We start from the raw sequence: 16110 nt of genomic DNA, 5'->3' as shown, positions 1-16110 counted from the left end.
CCCAGTGCTCGGTAGAGGACCTATTTCGAAGCTACAGAAGTTTCATGACTCCGTGAAGGTGAATCCAGGGTTACGGACCGCCACGAACCGAAATCTGTCCGCATCTGCCGGTCGTGGGTCGCGACGGCCACCGCCGCACGGGTCTGGTCCAGCGCCTCGGTCAGTTCGTCGACCAGGGCGATCGACAGGTGGTTGGTCGGTTCGTCGAGCAGCAGGACGTGCGGAGCGCTGCTCAGCAGGATCGCCAGCTCCAGGCGCCTGCGTTGTCCAGTGGACAGCCGGCCGACCGGGCGCACCAGGTCTTTTCCTCTGAGCAGACCGAGTTCCCCCACCCGCGAACACAACTGTGCGGCCGTGGCGTCCTCGTTCTCGAACGTCGACTCCTGGGCCAGCAGCGCGACCCTGCCGACGTGGTGCACCGTGCCGTTCGACGGTTGGAGACGGCCTGCCAGCACGTTCAGCAGCGTCGACTTCCCCGCTCCGTTCGGACCGGTGACGAGCAGCTTCTCGCCCGCGCTGAGCGAGATCGGCTCGGTGAGGTTCAGTCTTCCGGGGACGTCGAGCGGGGTGGCGTGCAGCAGGTCGCCGCTCGCCTCCAGCTCCGGCGGCGTGAAGCGCATCGGCGGCGGGGGAGCGTCGACGCGCTGGTCGTCCAGTTCCTCCAGCCGGCGTGCGACGTTGCGCATCTTGTTCGCCGCACGGGTGGTGCGCTGGTGCCTGCCCGTTCCCTTCGGCGGACGCCAGCCGTCGATCAGGCGGGACTGGGCGCGGTCGACCTTCTCGGCCAGTTCGCCGTGCTCGGCCTCCTCCTGGGCGAACCGCTGCTCCCAGCGCCGGCGCTCGGCGCGTTTGGCCTCCTTGAACGCCCGGTAGCCGCCGCCGTGCAGGTGCACCTCGCCGTCCGGGGACGGGTCGAGGTCGAGCAACTGGGTGCAGACGTCGTCCAGCAACGTGCGGTCGTGGCTCACGAGCACCACGACGCCGTGGTGCTGCTGGAGGCGTTCGGTCAGGAACGCCAGCGCGCCCGCGTCGAGGTGGTTGGTCGGTTCGTCGAGCAGCAGGACGTCCGCGCGCTCGGCGAGCAGGCAGGCGAGCCGGACGCGGTAGCGCTGCCCGACGCTGAGCCCGGCCAGCCGCGTCGACCTGGCGTGGTCGGCGTCGAGGGCCTTGAGCGCGATGTCGGCACGGCGTTCGGCGTCCCACGCCTCGATGTTCTCGGCGTGAGCCAGGGCCTTCTCGTAACGCTGCTCGTCGAACGGCTCCGCCGCACCGTCCAGTTCGGACAGTGCCAGACGGCTTTCGCGCAACGCCTCGGACAGCAGGTCCCCCACCGTTTCGGTTGTGTGGAAGGGCATTTCCTGTTGCACGAGGCTCAACGAACCGTGCCGGGTGACAGTTCCCTGGTCCGGCACCAGGTCCTCGGCCAGCAGGCGGAGCAGCGTGGTCTTGCCGCGGCCGTTCTCGCCGATGATGCCGAGACGCTGGCCAGCGGAGACCTTCAGTGAGATGCCGTCGACGACGGGCCCGGCCTCATAGCCCTTGGTGAGATCTTGGGTCGTCAAATGAACATGCGAACGCACGGGGATCCTCTTCTGGGTACGCGAAATCAGGACGTGTTGCGCGGTGGCACACGTCCGTGATCAGAGGTAGAAGACCCCGTACCCGAATCCCATGAAACCCACGGTACTTACGGTCGCAACGCTTTTTCGACGGCCTTGCGGAGGTCCTGAACGCTCTCCTCGGTGCCCGGCTCCGGCCCGACCGTGCTGCCGCCGCCGACGAGCCGGTAGAAGAGCAGGCCCTCCAGGAACGCCGTGAAGTGCGCACCCGCCCGTTCGGGATTCTCGTGGCCCAGCATCTTCGCGATCGCGGTGGCCTGTTCGCGCGGGGAGTGGACCATGATCGACTTCAACTCGGGGTGGTGCGTGGCCTCGAGCATCGCCGCGTACCTCGCGAGCGTCCTGTTCCGCTCGACGAGCCAGCTGTCGAGCGTGCGCGCGATGCTGCCCGCGACGTCGTCGGGATCGGGCACGACGTCCAGTCGCTCCTGGTCCGCGAGCCGCGCCACGAACCCCTCGATCAACGCCTTGCGGGTGCGGAAGTACGCGCTGGTGGAGCCCTCCGGCAGCCCGGCCCGACGGTCCACCGCGCGGTGGGTGAGCCCGCGCATGCCCTGTTCGGCGACGAGCTGGATCGCGGCGTCGGTGATCAGGTCTTTGCGCACTGTGCTCCTCATCTCTCTACAGCTGTAGTCTACAGATGTAGAGTCTTCTACATCTGTAGAGGAGGATGCGATGAAGGCGATCGTGGTGGGCGGCGGCATCGGCGGGCTGGCGGCGGCGGTGTCGTTGCGCCGCGTCGGCTGGGAGGTCGTCGTGCACGAACGCGCGGCGGCGTTCGGTGAGATCGGCGCCGGCGTGGGCGTGATGCCGAACGCGTTGCGGGCGCTGGAGTGGATGGGCGTCGCCGACGAGGTCCGGCGGCTGGGCACGCCGCGCGTCTCCGGTGGGGTCCGGGCGGTCGACGGGCGCTGGCTCGTGCACCTGCCCGACGTCGGCCAGGAGAAGGTCATCGCGATGCACCGCGCCGACCTGCACGGCGTTCTGCTGCGCGCGCTCCCGTCCGAGATCCTCTTCATCGACACCGAGGTGACCAGCGCCGACGACCTCGACGCTGACCTCGTGGTGGCGGCCGACGGCATCAACAGCCGCCTGCGCGCGGAACTGCTGCCCGACGCGCCCGGACCGGTCTACGCGGGCGCCACGGCGTGGCGAGGAGTGGCTCCGGGTCCCTGCGACCTGCCCATCTCGCAGACGCTCGGCCCTGGCGGCGAGGCGGGCGTCCTGCCGCTCGGGGACGGCAGGGTCTGCTGGTACGTAGCGGCCGTCGCTCCCGCTCGGGCCGACCTGGACCCGGTCGCGTTGTTCGCGGACTGGCACGACCCGTTGCCCGAACTGCTGGCGTCGACTCAGGACGTGATCAGGCACGACATCTACCACCTGCCGTTGCTTCCGACGTTCGTGAAGGGGCGTGTGGCGTTGCTCGGCGACGCGGCGCACGCGATGACGCCGTACCTCGGTCAGGGCGCGTGCATGGCGTTGGAGGACGCCGTGACTTTGGCCCTGTGCAACGGTGATCTCGTGCGATACGACGCTTTGCGGCGTCCACGCACGCAGTCCGTGTGGAAGGGATCGCGGATGGCTGGAAGGTTCGGGATCGAACTGCGGTCGCCGATCGCCGTGGCGTTGCGGAACTTCGCCTTCCGCGTGATGCCACCTTCGTTGGCAATTCAGGGGATGACGCGCTTCTCTTCGTGGAACGTTCCCGAAGTTCACTCGAACGGGTCGAATCCAGCGGTGAAGTGAATCACAGGTCAATGTTTGATGTCGGCGCGATAACGGTCGAGAACCACCCTTTGTAGCGCCCATTGTCACCCGGTTGCGGTATCAAGTAATCGCTGTGCGTACCGGACGCGGTCCAGTGATCCAGATGGCGTAGCGCGACAGGCGGTTCCCGCTCCACGAAAGCGCAACTACGGTGCCTCGCCATGACCCCCGTCCCGACTGATGTGCTGCCCCGTTCCCTCTCGGCGCTTCCCCCGGCGCAGGTCGAGAACAGTGGCGAGATCGACATCTCCGAGGCTGAGGACTTCGTCCGGCAGCATCACGCCGAACATCCGGAACTCGGTCCCGTCGAGGCCAGGCTGGCCGAGGTGCACGCGGAGATCGCCGCGACCGGCACCTACCGCCACACGAGCGCCGAACTGACCTTCGGCGCCCGCGTGGCCTGGCGCAACAGCTCCCGCTGCATCGGCCGCCTCTACTGGCGGAGCTTGAAAGTGCGCGACCAGCGCGAGGTCTCCGCCCCCGCCGAGGTCGCGGCGGACTGCGTCGAGCACCTCCGCGTCGCCACGAACAAGGGCAAGATCCGGCCCGTCATCACGATCTTCGGCCCCGCCGAGCCCGGCATGGAGGCGCCGCAGATCATCAACGAGCAGATCATCCGCTACGCCGCCTACCGCGGTTCCGACGGCGGAGTGCTCGGCGACGCGCGCAACCTGGCGCTCACCGACCTCGCGTTGAAACGCGGCTGGCAACCGCCCGCGACGCGCGGCCCGTTCGACGTGCTGCCGCTCATGGTGTCGTGCAAGGGCCACGAGCCCGCGCTCGTCGAGATCCCCGAGGACGCCGTGCTGGAGGTCCCGCTGGCGCACCCGGACTTCCCGTGGCTCGGGGCGCTCGGCGTGAAGTGGCACGCCGTCCCCGCCATCAGCAACATGCGCCTGCGCATCGGCGGCATCGACTACCCGTCGGCGCCGTTCAACGGCTGGTACATGGGCACCGAGATCGGCGCCCGCAACCTGGCCGACCACGACCGCTACGACCTGCTGCCGTACCTCGCCAAGCGAATGGGCCTGGACATGTCGTCGGAGGCGACGTTGTGGCGCGACCGAGCTCTCGTGGAGCTCAACCGCGCCGTCCTGCACTCGTTCGGCGAGGCCGGCGTGACGATCACCGACCACCACACCGAGTCGAAGAGGTTCCTGACGCACCTGGAGAAGGAGGAGGCCGCGGGACGATCCTGCCCCGCCGACTGGTCCTGGATCGTGCCACCCGTGTCGGGCGGGGTGACGCCGGTCTACCACCGCTACTACGACTCCGGTGAACTGCTGCCGAACTTCTTCCCCGCGGACAAGCCCACCGGATGCCCTGTTCCACACTGACCGTGTGCAGCTGACCCGGAGTCTGAGCCTGACCGACGCCGTCTTCGTGGGGCTCGGCTCCATGGTCGGTGCCGGCGTGTTCGTGGTGTTCGCCCCGGCTGCGGCGGCGGCCGGGTCCGCGTTGCTCGTCAGCCTGGTGGTGGCGGGCGTGATCGCCTGCTGCAACGCGTTGTCGAGCGCCTGGCTTGCCGCCAGGTACCCGCAATCCGGCGGCACGTACGTCTACGGCCGCGAACGCCTCGGGCGCGTCTGGGGCGATCTGGCCGGGTGGGCGTTCGTGCTGGGCAAGACGGCGTCGTGCGCCGCCATGGCGTTGACCGTCGGCACCTACGCCGGTGCGCCGAAACCCGTTGCGGTGGCGGCGATCGTGGCGCTGACGCTGCTGAACCTGACCGGCGTCCAGAAGTCCGCGCTGGTCACCAGGATCATCGTGATCGCGGTGCTGCTCGTGCTGGCCTTGACCACCGTCACGGCCCGCGACGCCGTGCAGCCGGCGGAGTCCCTGCCGTCAGGAATCCTTCCCGCCGCCGCGCTGCTGTTCTTCGCGTTCGCCGGCTACGCGCGCATCGCCACCCTCGGAGAGGAGGTGCGAGAACCCGCACGAACGATTCCACGTGCCGTAGTCATCTCGTTGGTGATCACGCTGGTCGTCTACGCGACCGTGGCCCTCGTGGCGTTGGACGCGCTGGGTGGTGATCTGGCCCAGAGCACGCTCGCTGACGTGTCGCCGTCGCTGGCGCCCGTCATCCGCGTCGCCGCCTGCCTGGCCGCGCTCGGTTCGTTGCTCTCGTTGCAAATGGGGGTCAGCCGGACCGCGCTGGCGATGGCGCGCGACCGCCGGTTGCCTGGTCTGCTGGCGGACCTGCGCGCGGCCGAGATCGCCACCGGGCTGGCCGCGATCGCACTGGTGCTCGCTGTCGACGTCACGCGCGCGATCGTGTTCAGTTCGTTCTGCGTGCTGCTCTACTACGCGATCGCCAACGCCGCCGCGTGGACGCTCGGTAAGCGCGTCGTACCGGCGATTGGGCTGGTGGGGTGCCTGACATTGGCCGGTGCGGTCCTCTGGCAACTGTGATGTGGCCCAGGTCACCATTGATCGCGTAACGTGCGTACGGTGAAAGTGGGAACCCCCGCAGAGTCGCGGCCCGCCGAGCGCCGAGTCGCCTGCGTACCGGAAACGGTGTCGTCGTTGGTCGACGCTGGACTGACCGTGCACGTCCAAGAAAACGCCGGGCGTCATGCCCACGCCCCCGACGCCGCCTACCGCGCGGCCGGGGCGACCGTGACGCCCGAGGACCCGACGCCGGAATCCGACGTCGTCGTGTCCGTGCAACCGCTGACCACCGACCAGGCCGAGAAGCTCAAACCCGGCGCGGTCACCATCAGTTTTCTGCAGCCCCAAGGCGAGCGGGAACTACTAGAGGTCTATGCGCGGCGGAACGTCACGTCGTTCAGCTTCGATCTGCTGCCCAGGGTCACCCGTGCCCAGAGCGCGGACGCCCTGTCCTCCCAGGCGCTGGTCGCCGGCTACCGGGCCGTCCTGGTCGCCGCCGAACGGCTGCCGCGGTTCCTGCCGATGTTCACCACCGCCGCGGGCACCGTGCCGCCGGCGAAGGTGCTCGTGCTGGGGGCCGGAGTCGCCGGTCTGCAGGCGATCGCGACCGCGCGCAGGCTCGGCGCCGTCGTGGAGGCCTACGACGTGCGCAAGGCCGCGGGTGAAGAGGTCCGCAGCCTCGGCGCGAAGTTCCTCGAACTCGAACTGGAGACCCAGTCCGGCGTCTACGCGTCCGTGCAGTCCGAAGAGTTCCTGGAACGCCAGCGAGAACTCATCGGAGAGCACGTCGCGGCGTCCGACGTCGTGATCACCACGGCCGCGATCCCCGGTCGCAAGGCCCCGGTGCTCGTCACGACCGACATGCTCAAGGCCATGACGCCCGGTTCCGTGCTGGTCGACCTGGCGGCGGAGTCCGGTGGCAACTGCGCCGCTTCCGTTGCGGGACAGGAGACCTGGGTCGGCGAGGTGCTCGTGCACGGCGCGTTGAACCTGCCGTCGTCCATGCCGGTGCACGCGAGCAAGCTCTACTCGCGCAACGTGCTGAACCTGCTCAAGCTGATGATCGCGGACGGCGTCGTACGGCCGGACCTCGAAGACGAGGTGCTCGACGGCTGCTGCCTCACCCACGACGGTCAGATCCGCAAGGAGTCGCCGTGATCGACCTGCTGACGATCTTCGTGCTGGCCGTGTTCGTGGGCTTCGAGGTGGTCTCGAAGGTGTCCACGATCCTGCACACGCCGCTGATGTCCGGTGCCAACGCCATCCACGGCGTCATCCTGGTCGGCGCGATCCTGATCACCGGGTCCGCCGAGAGCACCCTGGAGCTGGTTCTGGGGCTGCTCGCGGTGTTCCTGGCCACGGTCAACGTGGTCGGCGGCTTCGTGGTGACCGACCGGATGCTGGAGATGTTCAAGCGATGACGGTCCAGCTGATGTACCTCGTCGCGTCGGTGTGCTTCATCCTGGCGCTGAAAGGCCTGAGCTCGCCCAAATACGCGCGCTACGGCAACTTCATCGGCGCGTTCGGCATGCTGGTCGCGGTCATCACCGCGTACGTGCACGGTGTCGTCCACAACGGACTGTGGATCCTGATCGCCGTCGCACTTGGTGTCGTGGTGGGCATTCCGGCCGCGCGGTCGGTGAAGATGACGGCCATTCCGCAGATGGTGGCGCTGTTCAACGGTGTCGGTGGCGCGGCGGCGGCACTGGTGGCGCTGGCCGAGTTCTTCGCCGTGCCGGACACCGACGTGATGTTCCGGCTCGCGACCGTGCTGACGGTGCTGATCGGTTCGGTCAGCTTCTCCGGTTCGGTGGTCACGTTCCTGAAGTTGCAGGAGTTGATGACGACCCGTCCGGTGTTGTTGCCGGCCGGGCAGCAGCTGGCGATCGCGGCCGGTGTGTCGTCGATCGCCCTGTGCGCCTTGACGATGGCGGTGCCGAACGGGTTCCTGCTGTGGTTGCTGGCGGTCGTCGGGCTCGCTTTGGGCGTGTTGTTCGTGCTGCCGGTCGGTGGCGCGGACGTGCCGATCGCGATCTCGTTGCTCAACGCGTTCACCGGTCTCGCGGTCGCCGCGTCCGGGTACGTGCTGGCGAACACGCTGCTGATCGTCGCGGGCACGCTCGTCGGCGCGTCCGGCACCATCCTGACCCGGCTGATGGCGCAGGCCATGGGACGGTCGCTCACGAACATCCTGTTCGGCGCGTTCAAGGCCACGACCGTTGCGGTGCAAGGGGAAGAGCAGCGGACGGTCAAGTCGGGCACGGTCGAGGACGTCGCGATCCTGTTGGGGTACGCGAACAACGTGGTCGTCGTGCCGGGGTACGGACTCGCTGTCGCGCAGGCACAGCACGCCGTTCGCGAGCTCGTGTCGCAGCTCGAACGGCGTGGAGTCTCGGTCGCGTACGGGATCCATCCCGTCGCGGGCCGCATGCCAGGGCACATGAACGTGCTGCTGGCCGAGGCGGACGTGCCGTACGAGCAGCTCAAGGAGCTCGACGACGTCAACCCCGGCATCACGTCGGTCGACGTGGCCGTGGTGGTCGGCGCGAACGACGTGGTCAATCCGGGCGCGCGGGACGAGCCGTCCAGCCCGATCTACGGCATGCCGATCTTCGACGTGGACCGCGCGAAGTCGGTGGTGTTCATGAAGCGCTCGATGCGGCCGGGGTTCGCCGGCGTGGACAACGAACTGCTCTACAACCCGAAGACGACGCTGCTGTTCGGTGACGCGAAGGACTCGCTCACGAAGCTTCTGGCGGCGGTGAAGCAGCTGTAGTCAGCAGTTCGGTCACCTCGGCCGCGGTCAGGGCGGGCAGCAACCCGATCACGCCGTCCGCGCCCGCCTGTCTCCAGTGCTCGGCGTCGGCGCGGGTGTGCACCTCGTCGACGCCGAACCGCACGCCGAAGCCGTGCACGGTGGCGATCAGGGCGCGCATCGCCTGGTGCAGCGGGGAATCCGGGCTGGGCGCGGGCGCGCGGGTGATCACCGAGCGGACCGGCACCTCGGCCAGCACCGCCAGTTCGTCGTGGCCGCCGCGGAACCCGTCCAGAGCGGTGACGATGCCGTTGTCGTGCAGCACCACCACGTTGTCGTCGCCCGCCAGCACCGACGAGATGTCCAGGGAGAGCCGCAGCCGTTCGGCCGGCAGGCCCGTCTCGTCGAGCGCCCGCTTGACGTCGGCGACCAGGTCCTCGTCGCGGGACTGCAGGGCGCCCAACGCGATGTGCAGCGTGGGCGCCCGGTCGCCGAACTCCGCCACCCATCTCGCGGCCTGCGCGCACGCCTCCCGCAGCAGCCACCGGCCGATCGGCAGCGACAGGCCCGTCGAGTCGGCCAGCGCCATGGTGTCGTTGTGGCTCAGGTCGTCCCAGTGCAGGCGGGCGACGGCGCCGAGCACCTCGCTCGTCTCCAGGTCGTGCACCGGCGCGTAGACGATCTCGATCTCGCCGTGTTCCCACGCTCCCGGCATCGACGCGGCCAGCGCGTACTTGCCGCGGCGGCGGGCGTCGTCGTGCGGGTCGTGCAACGCCCACTGCCGTTTGCCACGCGCTTTCGCCTGGCGCAGCGCGGAGTTCGCGCAGCGCATCAGCTCGGCGGCCGTGGCGAACGCCGGCGGCCGGTCCACCACGCCGATGCTCGCCGACAGCGCGATGCCGTGATCGTCCACAAAGGTCGGTTCGCCGAGGACCTCCTGGATCTCCTCCACCGTCGAGGTGACGGTGTCCGAGGTGACCAGGATCGCGAACTCGTCGCCGCCGACCCGCGCCACCACCGCGTTCTTCTCGGCGGCGAACTTGCCCAGCCTGGTGGCGACGATCTTGAGCAGCTTGTCGCCGGTCTCCTGGCCGAGGCCGTTGTTCACGACCGAGAACGCGTCCAAACCCAGGTGGTACAACGTGATCGGCGCACCGTCGAGCCGGCGTTCCACCTGCGAGATGAAGTACTGGCGGTTCGACAGGCCGGTGAGCGAGTCGTGCAGCAGCTGGTGGTCGAGGCTGCGCTGCAACAGGTGCAGCTCGCTGATGTCCTCGACCATCGTCACGTGGTGCGTCGGCTCGCCGTCCGCGTCGCGCAGCACCGACACCGCGAGGTGCACCCACACCGGTTCGCCGTCCACGCGGATCAGCTTGCGCTGGTCGCGGAACCTGTCGACGTGCCCCTCCTGCACCTTCCGGTACGAGGCGCCCAGGGCGGCCACGTCCTCGGGGTGGTAGAACTCGCGCAGGTCGCGGTCGGTGACGTCGGCGCCCGACTCCAGTCCCACGATCTCGGCGAGCGCGTCGTTCGCCTGGACGCACCTGCCGGTGAAGTCGGTGATCGCGATGCCCAGCGCGGCGGAGTCGAACACCTCCTGGAACCGCGCCTGGCTGACCATCAGCGTGCGCTCGACCCGTTGCTTGGCCCGCACGATCGCGACCTTGATCTGCTCCTGCTGGTCGAACGCGTCCATCCGCATCGCCTGTGCGTACGCGGAGCTCAGCCGGGCCAGCACAGGTAGTGCGAACGCGGGCGAAAGGACCTCGATCGTGGCACGCAACGAGTCGGGCCCGGTCGCGTGCAGTGACACCAATCGATAGGCGACCGATTCAGGTGACTCCGGCAGCTCGCGCAGCGAATCGAGCAGCGTTTGCTCGATTTCGGCGTGGGACAGCGGGATGTACGCGGTGGGCGTCAGCGCGTGCATCCAGCGGGCGGCGAGTTCCGGAAGTTCCATGCTGTTCACAGAGCGTACGGATTCACCGCTCCCCGGCCAACAGCGACGGGCGCACTACGACTTCCGGCCGACGGCGGCGTAGATGCCCGCCTTGTCCGGATCGTCGGTGTTCGTGCCCTCCGGCCGCCACAGCGGCGTCGGCACGATGCCGGGCTCCAGCAGTTCGAACCCGGCGAAGAGCGCCTCGATCTCGCTCTTCGTGCGCGGGTACATCGGGTTCTGGCTCTTCTTCATGACCTCGACGATCCCGGCCATCTCCGCGGGCTGCAGGTCCTGCGTGAACTGCGAGACCGCGAGGTAGCTGCCCGCGGGCACGGCGTCGCGGTAGGCGGCCACGATCGCGTTCGGATCGGCCTCCGGTGGCACGAAGTGGAAGACGCCGGCCGTGAGCACCCCGACGGGCTGCGAGAAGTCGATCAGGCCGCTGTCCCGCGCCGACCGCAGCACCGCGTCGGGCTTGGTCATGTCCTCCTGGACGATCGTGGCGCGCGGGTCGCCCTCCAGGATGAGCTGGCTGTGCGCGACCGCGACCTCCTCGAAGTCCACGTAGACGACGTGCGCCTCCGGGTCGGCCTTGCGGGCGATCTCGTGCACGTTGCCGACCGTCGGGATGCCGGAGCCGAGGTCGAGGAACTGGCGGATGCCCTCGTCGATCATGAGCAGCACGGCCCGGCGCAGGAACGCCCTGTTCAGCCGGGCGATCGTGCGGGCGTTCGGCTGGGCCCGCAGGAACTTCTCCGCGAGGGCTCGATCGGCCGCGAAGTTGTGCCCGCCCCCGAGCAGGTAGTCGTAGAGGCGCGCGGCGCTCGGCCTGCCCGTGTCGACGCCTTCCGGAACCCAGCTCACCCGTTCAGACATGTGACCAGGCTACTGAGACGCCACACGCGTACGGCAGTGCTTGAGTCCCATTGCTCCATCAGAACCGCTGCTATCACTGGAAAGTGTGAATCAACAGCGTCGCCACGGCGACGCCCAGTGCCGTCCCAAGTCCTCGCGCGACGTTGACCAGCCCGCTGCCGACCCCGGCCGCCCCCTCCGGCAGTGCGCCCATCACCCGTTTCGTGCAGGCCGGCGCGATGATCCCGAGCCCGATGCCCGCGACGACGAGCTGAACCACCTGCGGCACAGGCAGGATCAGCGCCACGGCCGCGATCAGTGCTCCTGTCCTGATCCCCTGCCTGCTCAGCACCGTCGCCGCGACCGCGAACCCGAGAGGCAACGCGGCGACCGTGAGTCCTATATGTGCCAAGGGTTGTTTCATGGTGAACGGCAGCAACGTCATCGGCGCGAACAACGCGGCGTAGGTGAACAGCACACCTAGCAGCCCTGGCAGGACTTTTAGTGACGGCTTTCCCTTGTCCCGCGCGGTTTTCGTGCGGGGGAGCAGATAGTGCCCCAGGACCATCGCGACGACGCCGATGGGCACGTTGATCGCGAACACGGCCTGCCACCCGAAGTTCTCCGTGAGGTACCCGCCGAGCAACGGCCCCGCCGCCAGCCCGGTCGCCTGCGCCGCGGCCTGAACCCCGAGCGCCCTGCGCCGCTGCTCCGGCGCGACCGCTGTGGTGACGAGCGCGACGCTGTTCGCCTGCAACATCGCCGCGCCCACGGCCTGCGCGATCCGGGCGGCGATGAGCGAGTCGAACCCCGGCGCGTACACGCACGCGATGGACGCGCCGGTGAACAACGCGAAGCCGTAGATGTAGACGATCTTGCGGCCGATCCGGTCCGCGATCCTGCCCATTGGGACGAGCAGCGCCACGAGCGTGATCAGGTAACTGAGCGAGATCCACTCCGGGTCGGCCCCGAAGTGCGCACTCATCGCGGGGAACGCCAGCGTGACGATCGAGGCGTCGAGCTGCCCCATGAAGGCGCCGAAGCAGACCGTCGCGATGACCAGCCAAGGCGCGTACGACCGGCGGGCGATCCACGCCGGTCTGGGCGACTCCGTGACGAACCAGTTCATCGTAATCAGATTATATCTGACACAGAGCTATTGCCGGGAGTTCAGTAAGATTTCCGCATGTCAGACGAAGCCCGCACGCTCACCGACGTCGTCACTCGCCTGCGCCGGGCGTTGCGGACGAGCATCCGGGCCGACTGGCCGTGGGAATCCCTGCCGATGGCGCAGGTAGAGCTGCTGCAGACCCTCGCGGAGCGCCCGCCGATGAAGGTCGGCGACCTCGCCGCGGCCCTGCGGCTGGCCCCCAACACGGTGTCCGGACTGGTGTCCCAACTGATCGACTCAGGCCTCGTCGTCCGCGGCGGAGACCCCAAGGACAGACGGGTAGCCCGGCTATCCGTCTCACCCCGTGGACACGAACAGCTGCTCGTCTGGCAGCGCGAACACGAGAAGCGGATCGGCGCCGCACTGGGCAAGCTGGAGTCCTCGGAACGAGAGGACGTCGTGCGCGCGCTGAAGGCCCTGGACCACCTGGTGGAGCACCTTGCCGAGCCCACCGCCTGACCGTCCGCTGGCGTTCGTCTCGTTGGTGTCGCTGGGCGGCGGGCTCGGCGGAGTCGCGCGCTACGGCCTGTCTCTGCTCGTTCCTGGCGCGTGGGGGCTGTTCATCATCAACGTGCTGGGGTCGTTCCTCATCGGCCTGCTGATGGGGCTGGTGCCTCGGCCGTTGGTGCGCGCGTTCTTCGGGGTGGGGGTGCTGGGCGGGTTCACGACGTTCTCGTCGTACGCGGCTTCGTGGTCGTGGGCGCTGTTGGCCACACCGGTTTGTGCTGTGCTGGCGGCGTTTCTCGGGCTGCGGGTGACGCGATGACCGTGCTGGTGGTGTTCCTGGGGGCTGCTCTTGGTGCTCCTACTCGTTATCTGCTGGACCGGTTCGTGCAGTCGCGGCACTCGTCGGACTTTCCCTTCGGGACCCTGACGGTGAATGTCGTCGGGTGCCTGCTGATCGGGTTCGTCGTGGGGACGTCCTGGATGCCGCTGCTCGGTGTTGGGTTCTGCGGCGGGCTCACGACGTACTCGACGTTCAGCTACGAGACGGTGAAGCTGCTGGAGGCGGAGAAGTACCGCCCGGCGTTGTTGAACGTGATGGTCAGCGTTGCTCTGGGAGTGGGAGCGGCGACTCTGGGGCTGGTGGTAGCACGCTGAACTCCTCTCGCTGCCAACGAGCGAGGAACTCGCGGATCTCCAGCTGGCTCTCGTTGTCCCAGAGAGGGGGGAGCCTGTGCTCGTTGGTGGCTTCGCACGCCCATTCCAGTTCGGGCAACGACAACAACGCCTGCAGAGCGGTCGTCTTGGGGGTGTTCATCCACTTCATCGTGGGGCTCGGGTCGTCCAGCCAGGGTGTCGGCGCCTCGATGATCGCCGCCACGACCGAGTCGGGGTCGGGCAGGGCGGAGCAGTTGTCCCCGAAGATCGCGGAAGCGAAGCTGCCGTGTGCGCTTGAGCTGTGTTCCCGGAAGAGCGCCTGCACGCCGTGGCGTCGGATGATCTCTGGAGCCACACCCGCCACCGTCATGGCCAAGATGCTCCCCGCCCACGGCAGATCCTTGCTCAGCTCAACAAGTTGCGTGTGATGCGTCTTCCTTAAGGAGTCGCAGATTTCGTGTAGCGCCGATCTGTCATCCGTGGCGGAGAACAATGTCTCCAGCATCAGCGCCACACCGGGCTCACTCTGCTGGATCAGATCCTCAAGACGATCTATGACGGCATGCTCCAGTGACGGCGTATTGGCGGCCGACGAGAAGAAGATGCAGCTCAACAAGGTGTCGAAGAGTTCTTCGGAGGCAACTTCATCTTCGAGATGCAGCTCGATCGGGCTCAGAGCGACTTGGTCGACCGCCGCTGTGGCGATGGCCCGAACGGTGCGGGCGGCGGGATGGGCATAGCGCAACGACCGGGTGACGAACCCCAGCCCGCCATTGGCCAGTGCCTCGGTGAGCAGTTCGTCCACCCCTCCATCGACGTTGCGGTCGTAGAGCTGCAACGCGATCTGGGCGACGACGTCCCACTGCACGATGTTCGGTTTGAGCGTGGCCCACAGGTCAGCAGCGGTGCGGCGGGTGCGGACCAGGTGCTCGGCGGCGAAGTACTCGAGGAACGTCCGGTGCGTGAAGCCGTACTTCTCCGCACCGACGTCGGTCAGGATCCACGACCGGCCGGTGCAGAAGGCCAGGAACTCCTCCGCGGTCGCCACCGACTCTTCGCGGTCGTCGAGCTTCGCCTCCAGGTACTCGACGAGAACGTTGATGATTATTGTGCGCGGCACGGCCTTGCCCGACTCAACCGCAGTGAACATCCACCACGCCAGATGCTGCACCGCCCCGCGCAGTCGTCCGTGGAACTTGAGCGGCAACATGATGCCGCGCTTTGAATCCCACTGCTCAAACATCATCAACGCACATCGCTCGTACACCTGGGCGAGGTTGCGCGGCAGGTACCGGTCGCTGGAGTACATGGCGCACAACAACGTCAGCAGCAACGGGTTGCTGCGCAGCTCCGGGATCTGCGCGCTGTCCTCCATGAACGAAGTGATCAGCCGCTCGCGTTCCGCAGGCGACGTGGCCTCGTCCAGCGTGAACCAGCGCCGTACGTAGGCGGCGACCTGCTGCGGGGCGAACTCCGCGATCGAGCTGGGCAGGAACAGGTCCACGCTCAGCGGAGCGTCCTCATACCCGATCTTCCGCGCCGTCACGAGGATCGGCACCAACGGGTACAGGTGTGCGAACCCCTCCACTAGCGACACGACCCGGCGCCGGAGCTCCGTCTGCACCAGCTCGTCGAGCCCGTCGAGGATGACGACGGCTCGCCCGGTGCGCAGCAGGTACTCGACCCCGTCCCGCGGCGGCTTGACATTGTACGGCGCCAGGCACAACTTCTCCAGGTAGTGGAGGAGGTCGCGGCCACCTTCGTCGAAGGAGGTGGCGAACTCCCGCAACACCACCAGGAAAGGCACCCGTCCGGTCCCGTCGACCGCGACATCGTGCGCGAACTTTGCCGCCAGCGTCGACTTGCCCGCACCGGGGTCCCCCTGCACCAGAACGCGTTCGCCGGGTGCACCGAGTCTCAACGCGAACGGCGACGACAGCGTCGGCTCCACGTATAGCTGGTCGTATCGGACTGACCGGCTCACCCCGGCGTGCGGCATCCGGATCCTGCTGTGCAACGCCGCCACCTGGTCGCGCATGCGCGCTGCGAAGGCGTAGATCCGAGCCGACGACTTGAGCCGCCGCAACATGGCGCTGTTGGTCGCTGCCGATGTGAACAGGTCGCTGCGGTCGATCTTGGCACTGCTGCCGGCGAAGTGCGGCGCCACCTCCCGACAGGCGGCGACCATGGCGTCGTGCACGATGTCCGCCACCCGCCGGACCGGGTCGCTCGACATTCCCGCAAGTCGCAGCCCCTCCCGCAGCTGGTCCAGGGCACCCTTGCCTGCCATGTTCCCGACCCGGTTCTGCACGACGACTGTGGCGAAGTCGGGCGATTCCAGGTACGCGGCTAAGACGTCGGCATCGGAGCGGCCGAGGTCGTCGAAGAGATCGGCCGTCGCTGCGGTGGCGGCCGACGGCAGCGTGAGCTCGGTGCTCAGACGTGTAGAGAGCTGGTCGCTCACGCCGACGACGACCCTGATGACCGCCGACTCGATGCTGGGCAACGG

Annotated in this window: 15 protein-coding genes; 9 read left to right on the top strand and 6 right to left on the bottom strand. The window is 68.0% G+C overall.

Annotated features, from left to right (window positions below; all coding sequences use genetic code 11):
* Positions 1 to 20 precede the first annotated feature (20 nt).
* Positions 21 to 1562, bottom strand: coding sequence for an ABC-F family ATP-binding cassette domain-containing protein (locus ACH413_RS29955; protein ID WP_360042105.1), 1542 nt, complete (start codon positions 1560 to 1562; stop codon positions 21 to 23).
* Positions 1563 to 1687: 125 nt separating this feature from the next.
* Complete coding sequence (locus tag ACH413_RS29950) at positions 1688 to 2224, bottom strand: TetR family transcriptional regulator (protein WP_360042108.1); 537 nt, start codon at positions 2222 to 2224, stop codon at positions 1688 to 1690.
* Between the two features lie 70 nt (positions 2225 to 2294).
* Between ACH413_RS29950 and ACH413_RS29945 the strand changes: the two genes are divergently transcribed.
* The 6 genes from ACH413_RS29945 (at position 2295) to ACH413_RS29920 (ending at position 8553) form a co-directional block, all read left to right on the top strand.
* Complete coding sequence (locus ACH413_RS29945) at positions 2295 to 3365, top strand: FAD-dependent monooxygenase (protein WP_360042111.1); 1071 nt, start codon at positions 2295 to 2297, stop codon at positions 3363 to 3365.
* 182 nt (positions 3366 to 3547) lie between these two features.
* Complete coding sequence (locus ACH413_RS29940) at positions 3548 to 4723, top strand: nitric oxide synthase oxygenase (RefSeq protein ID WP_360042115.1); 1176 nt, start codon at positions 3548 to 3550, stop codon at positions 4721 to 4723.
* 10 nt (positions 4724 to 4733) lie between these two features.
* The gene (locus ACH413_RS29935; RefSeq protein ID WP_360042472.1) at positions 4734 to 5798 is read left to right on the top strand and encodes an APC family permease; all 1065 of its coding nucleotides are present in this window, start codon (positions 4734 to 4736) and stop codon (positions 5796 to 5798) included.
* 39 nt (positions 5799 to 5837) lie between these two features.
* Entirely contained in the window at positions 5838 to 6935 is a 1098-nt protein-coding gene (locus ACH413_RS29930) for a Re/Si-specific NAD(P)(+) transhydrogenase subunit alpha (RefSeq protein WP_360042118.1), read from the top strand.
* A complete protein-coding gene (locus tag ACH413_RS29925) occupies positions 6932 to 7198 on the top strand; it encodes an NAD(P) transhydrogenase subunit alpha (protein ID WP_053737731.1) in 267 nt (88 codons plus the stop codon). The genes ACH413_RS29930 and ACH413_RS29925 overlap by 4 nt, the downstream gene beginning before the upstream one ends.
* Positions 7195 to 8553 carry an NAD(P)(+) transhydrogenase (Re/Si-specific) subunit beta gene (locus ACH413_RS29920; protein ID WP_360042121.1) on the top strand — a complete coding sequence of 453 codons (1359 nt, stop codon included), beginning with the start codon at positions 7195 to 7197 and terminating at the stop codon, positions 8551 to 8553. The genes ACH413_RS29925 and ACH413_RS29920 overlap by 4 nt, the downstream gene beginning before the upstream one ends.
* On the opposite strand, the gene ACH413_RS29915 is transcribed toward ACH413_RS29920, so the two are convergent.
* The 3 genes from ACH413_RS29915 to ACH413_RS29905 all read right to left on the bottom strand — a co-directional run bounded on the left by ACH413_RS29915 (position 8519) and on the right by ACH413_RS29905 (position 12458).
* On the bottom strand, positions 8519 to 10492 hold the full coding sequence (locus ACH413_RS29915) for a diguanylate cyclase domain-containing protein (RefSeq protein WP_360042124.1): 1974 nt from the start codon (positions 10490 to 10492) through the stop codon (positions 8519 to 8521). The genes ACH413_RS29920 and ACH413_RS29915 overlap by 35 nt on opposite strands.
* A gap of 54 nt (positions 10493 to 10546) precedes the next feature.
* Entirely contained in the window at positions 10547 to 11350 is an 804-nt protein-coding gene (locus ACH413_RS29910) for an SAM-dependent methyltransferase (RefSeq protein WP_360042127.1), read from the bottom strand.
* A 73-nt stretch (positions 11351 to 11423) separates the two neighbouring features.
* Complete coding sequence (locus ACH413_RS29905) at positions 11424 to 12458, bottom strand: MFS transporter (RefSeq protein ID WP_360042130.1); 1035 nt, start codon at positions 12456 to 12458, stop codon at positions 11424 to 11426.
* Between the two features lie 57 nt (positions 12459 to 12515).
* Between ACH413_RS29905 and ACH413_RS29900 the strand changes: the two genes are divergently transcribed.
* The 3 genes from ACH413_RS29900 to crcB are packed head-to-tail and all read left to right on the top strand — an operon-like array spanning position 12516 to position 13601.
* Positions 12516 to 12959 carry a MarR family winged helix-turn-helix transcriptional regulator gene (locus tag ACH413_RS29900; RefSeq protein ID WP_093600284.1) on the top strand — a complete coding sequence of 148 codons (444 nt, stop codon included), beginning with the start codon at positions 12516 to 12518 and terminating at the stop codon, positions 12957 to 12959.
* On the top strand, positions 12940 to 13266 hold the full coding sequence (locus ACH413_RS29895) for a CrcB family protein (protein ID WP_360042135.1): 327 nt from the start codon (positions 12940 to 12942) through the stop codon (positions 13264 to 13266). The genes ACH413_RS29900 and ACH413_RS29895 overlap by 20 nt, the downstream gene beginning before the upstream one ends.
* The gene (gene crcB / locus ACH413_RS29890; protein ID WP_360042138.1) at positions 13263 to 13601 is read left to right on the top strand and encodes a fluoride efflux transporter CrcB; all 339 of its coding nucleotides are present in this window, start codon (positions 13263 to 13265) and stop codon (positions 13599 to 13601) included. Before ACH413_RS29895 ends, crcB begins: the two co-directional genes overlap by 4 nt.
* Here the strand turns inward: crcB and ACH413_RS29885 are convergent.
* Positions 13546 to 16107: an NACHT domain-containing protein gene (locus ACH413_RS29885; protein WP_360042141.1), complete on the bottom strand. Its 2562-nt coding sequence runs from the start codon at positions 16105 to 16107 to the stop codon at positions 13546 to 13548. The genes crcB and ACH413_RS29885 overlap by 56 nt on opposite strands.
* Between the last annotated feature and the right edge of the window lie 3 nt (positions 16108 to 16110).

Origin of the sequence: Lentzea sp. NPDC020367 (assembly GCF_044387305.1) — a bacterium.
Classification (GTDB): domain Bacteria; phylum Actinomycetota; class Actinomycetes; order Mycobacteriales; family Pseudonocardiaceae; genus Lentzea.
This window is presented reverse-complemented; position numbering and strand designations above follow the sequence as displayed.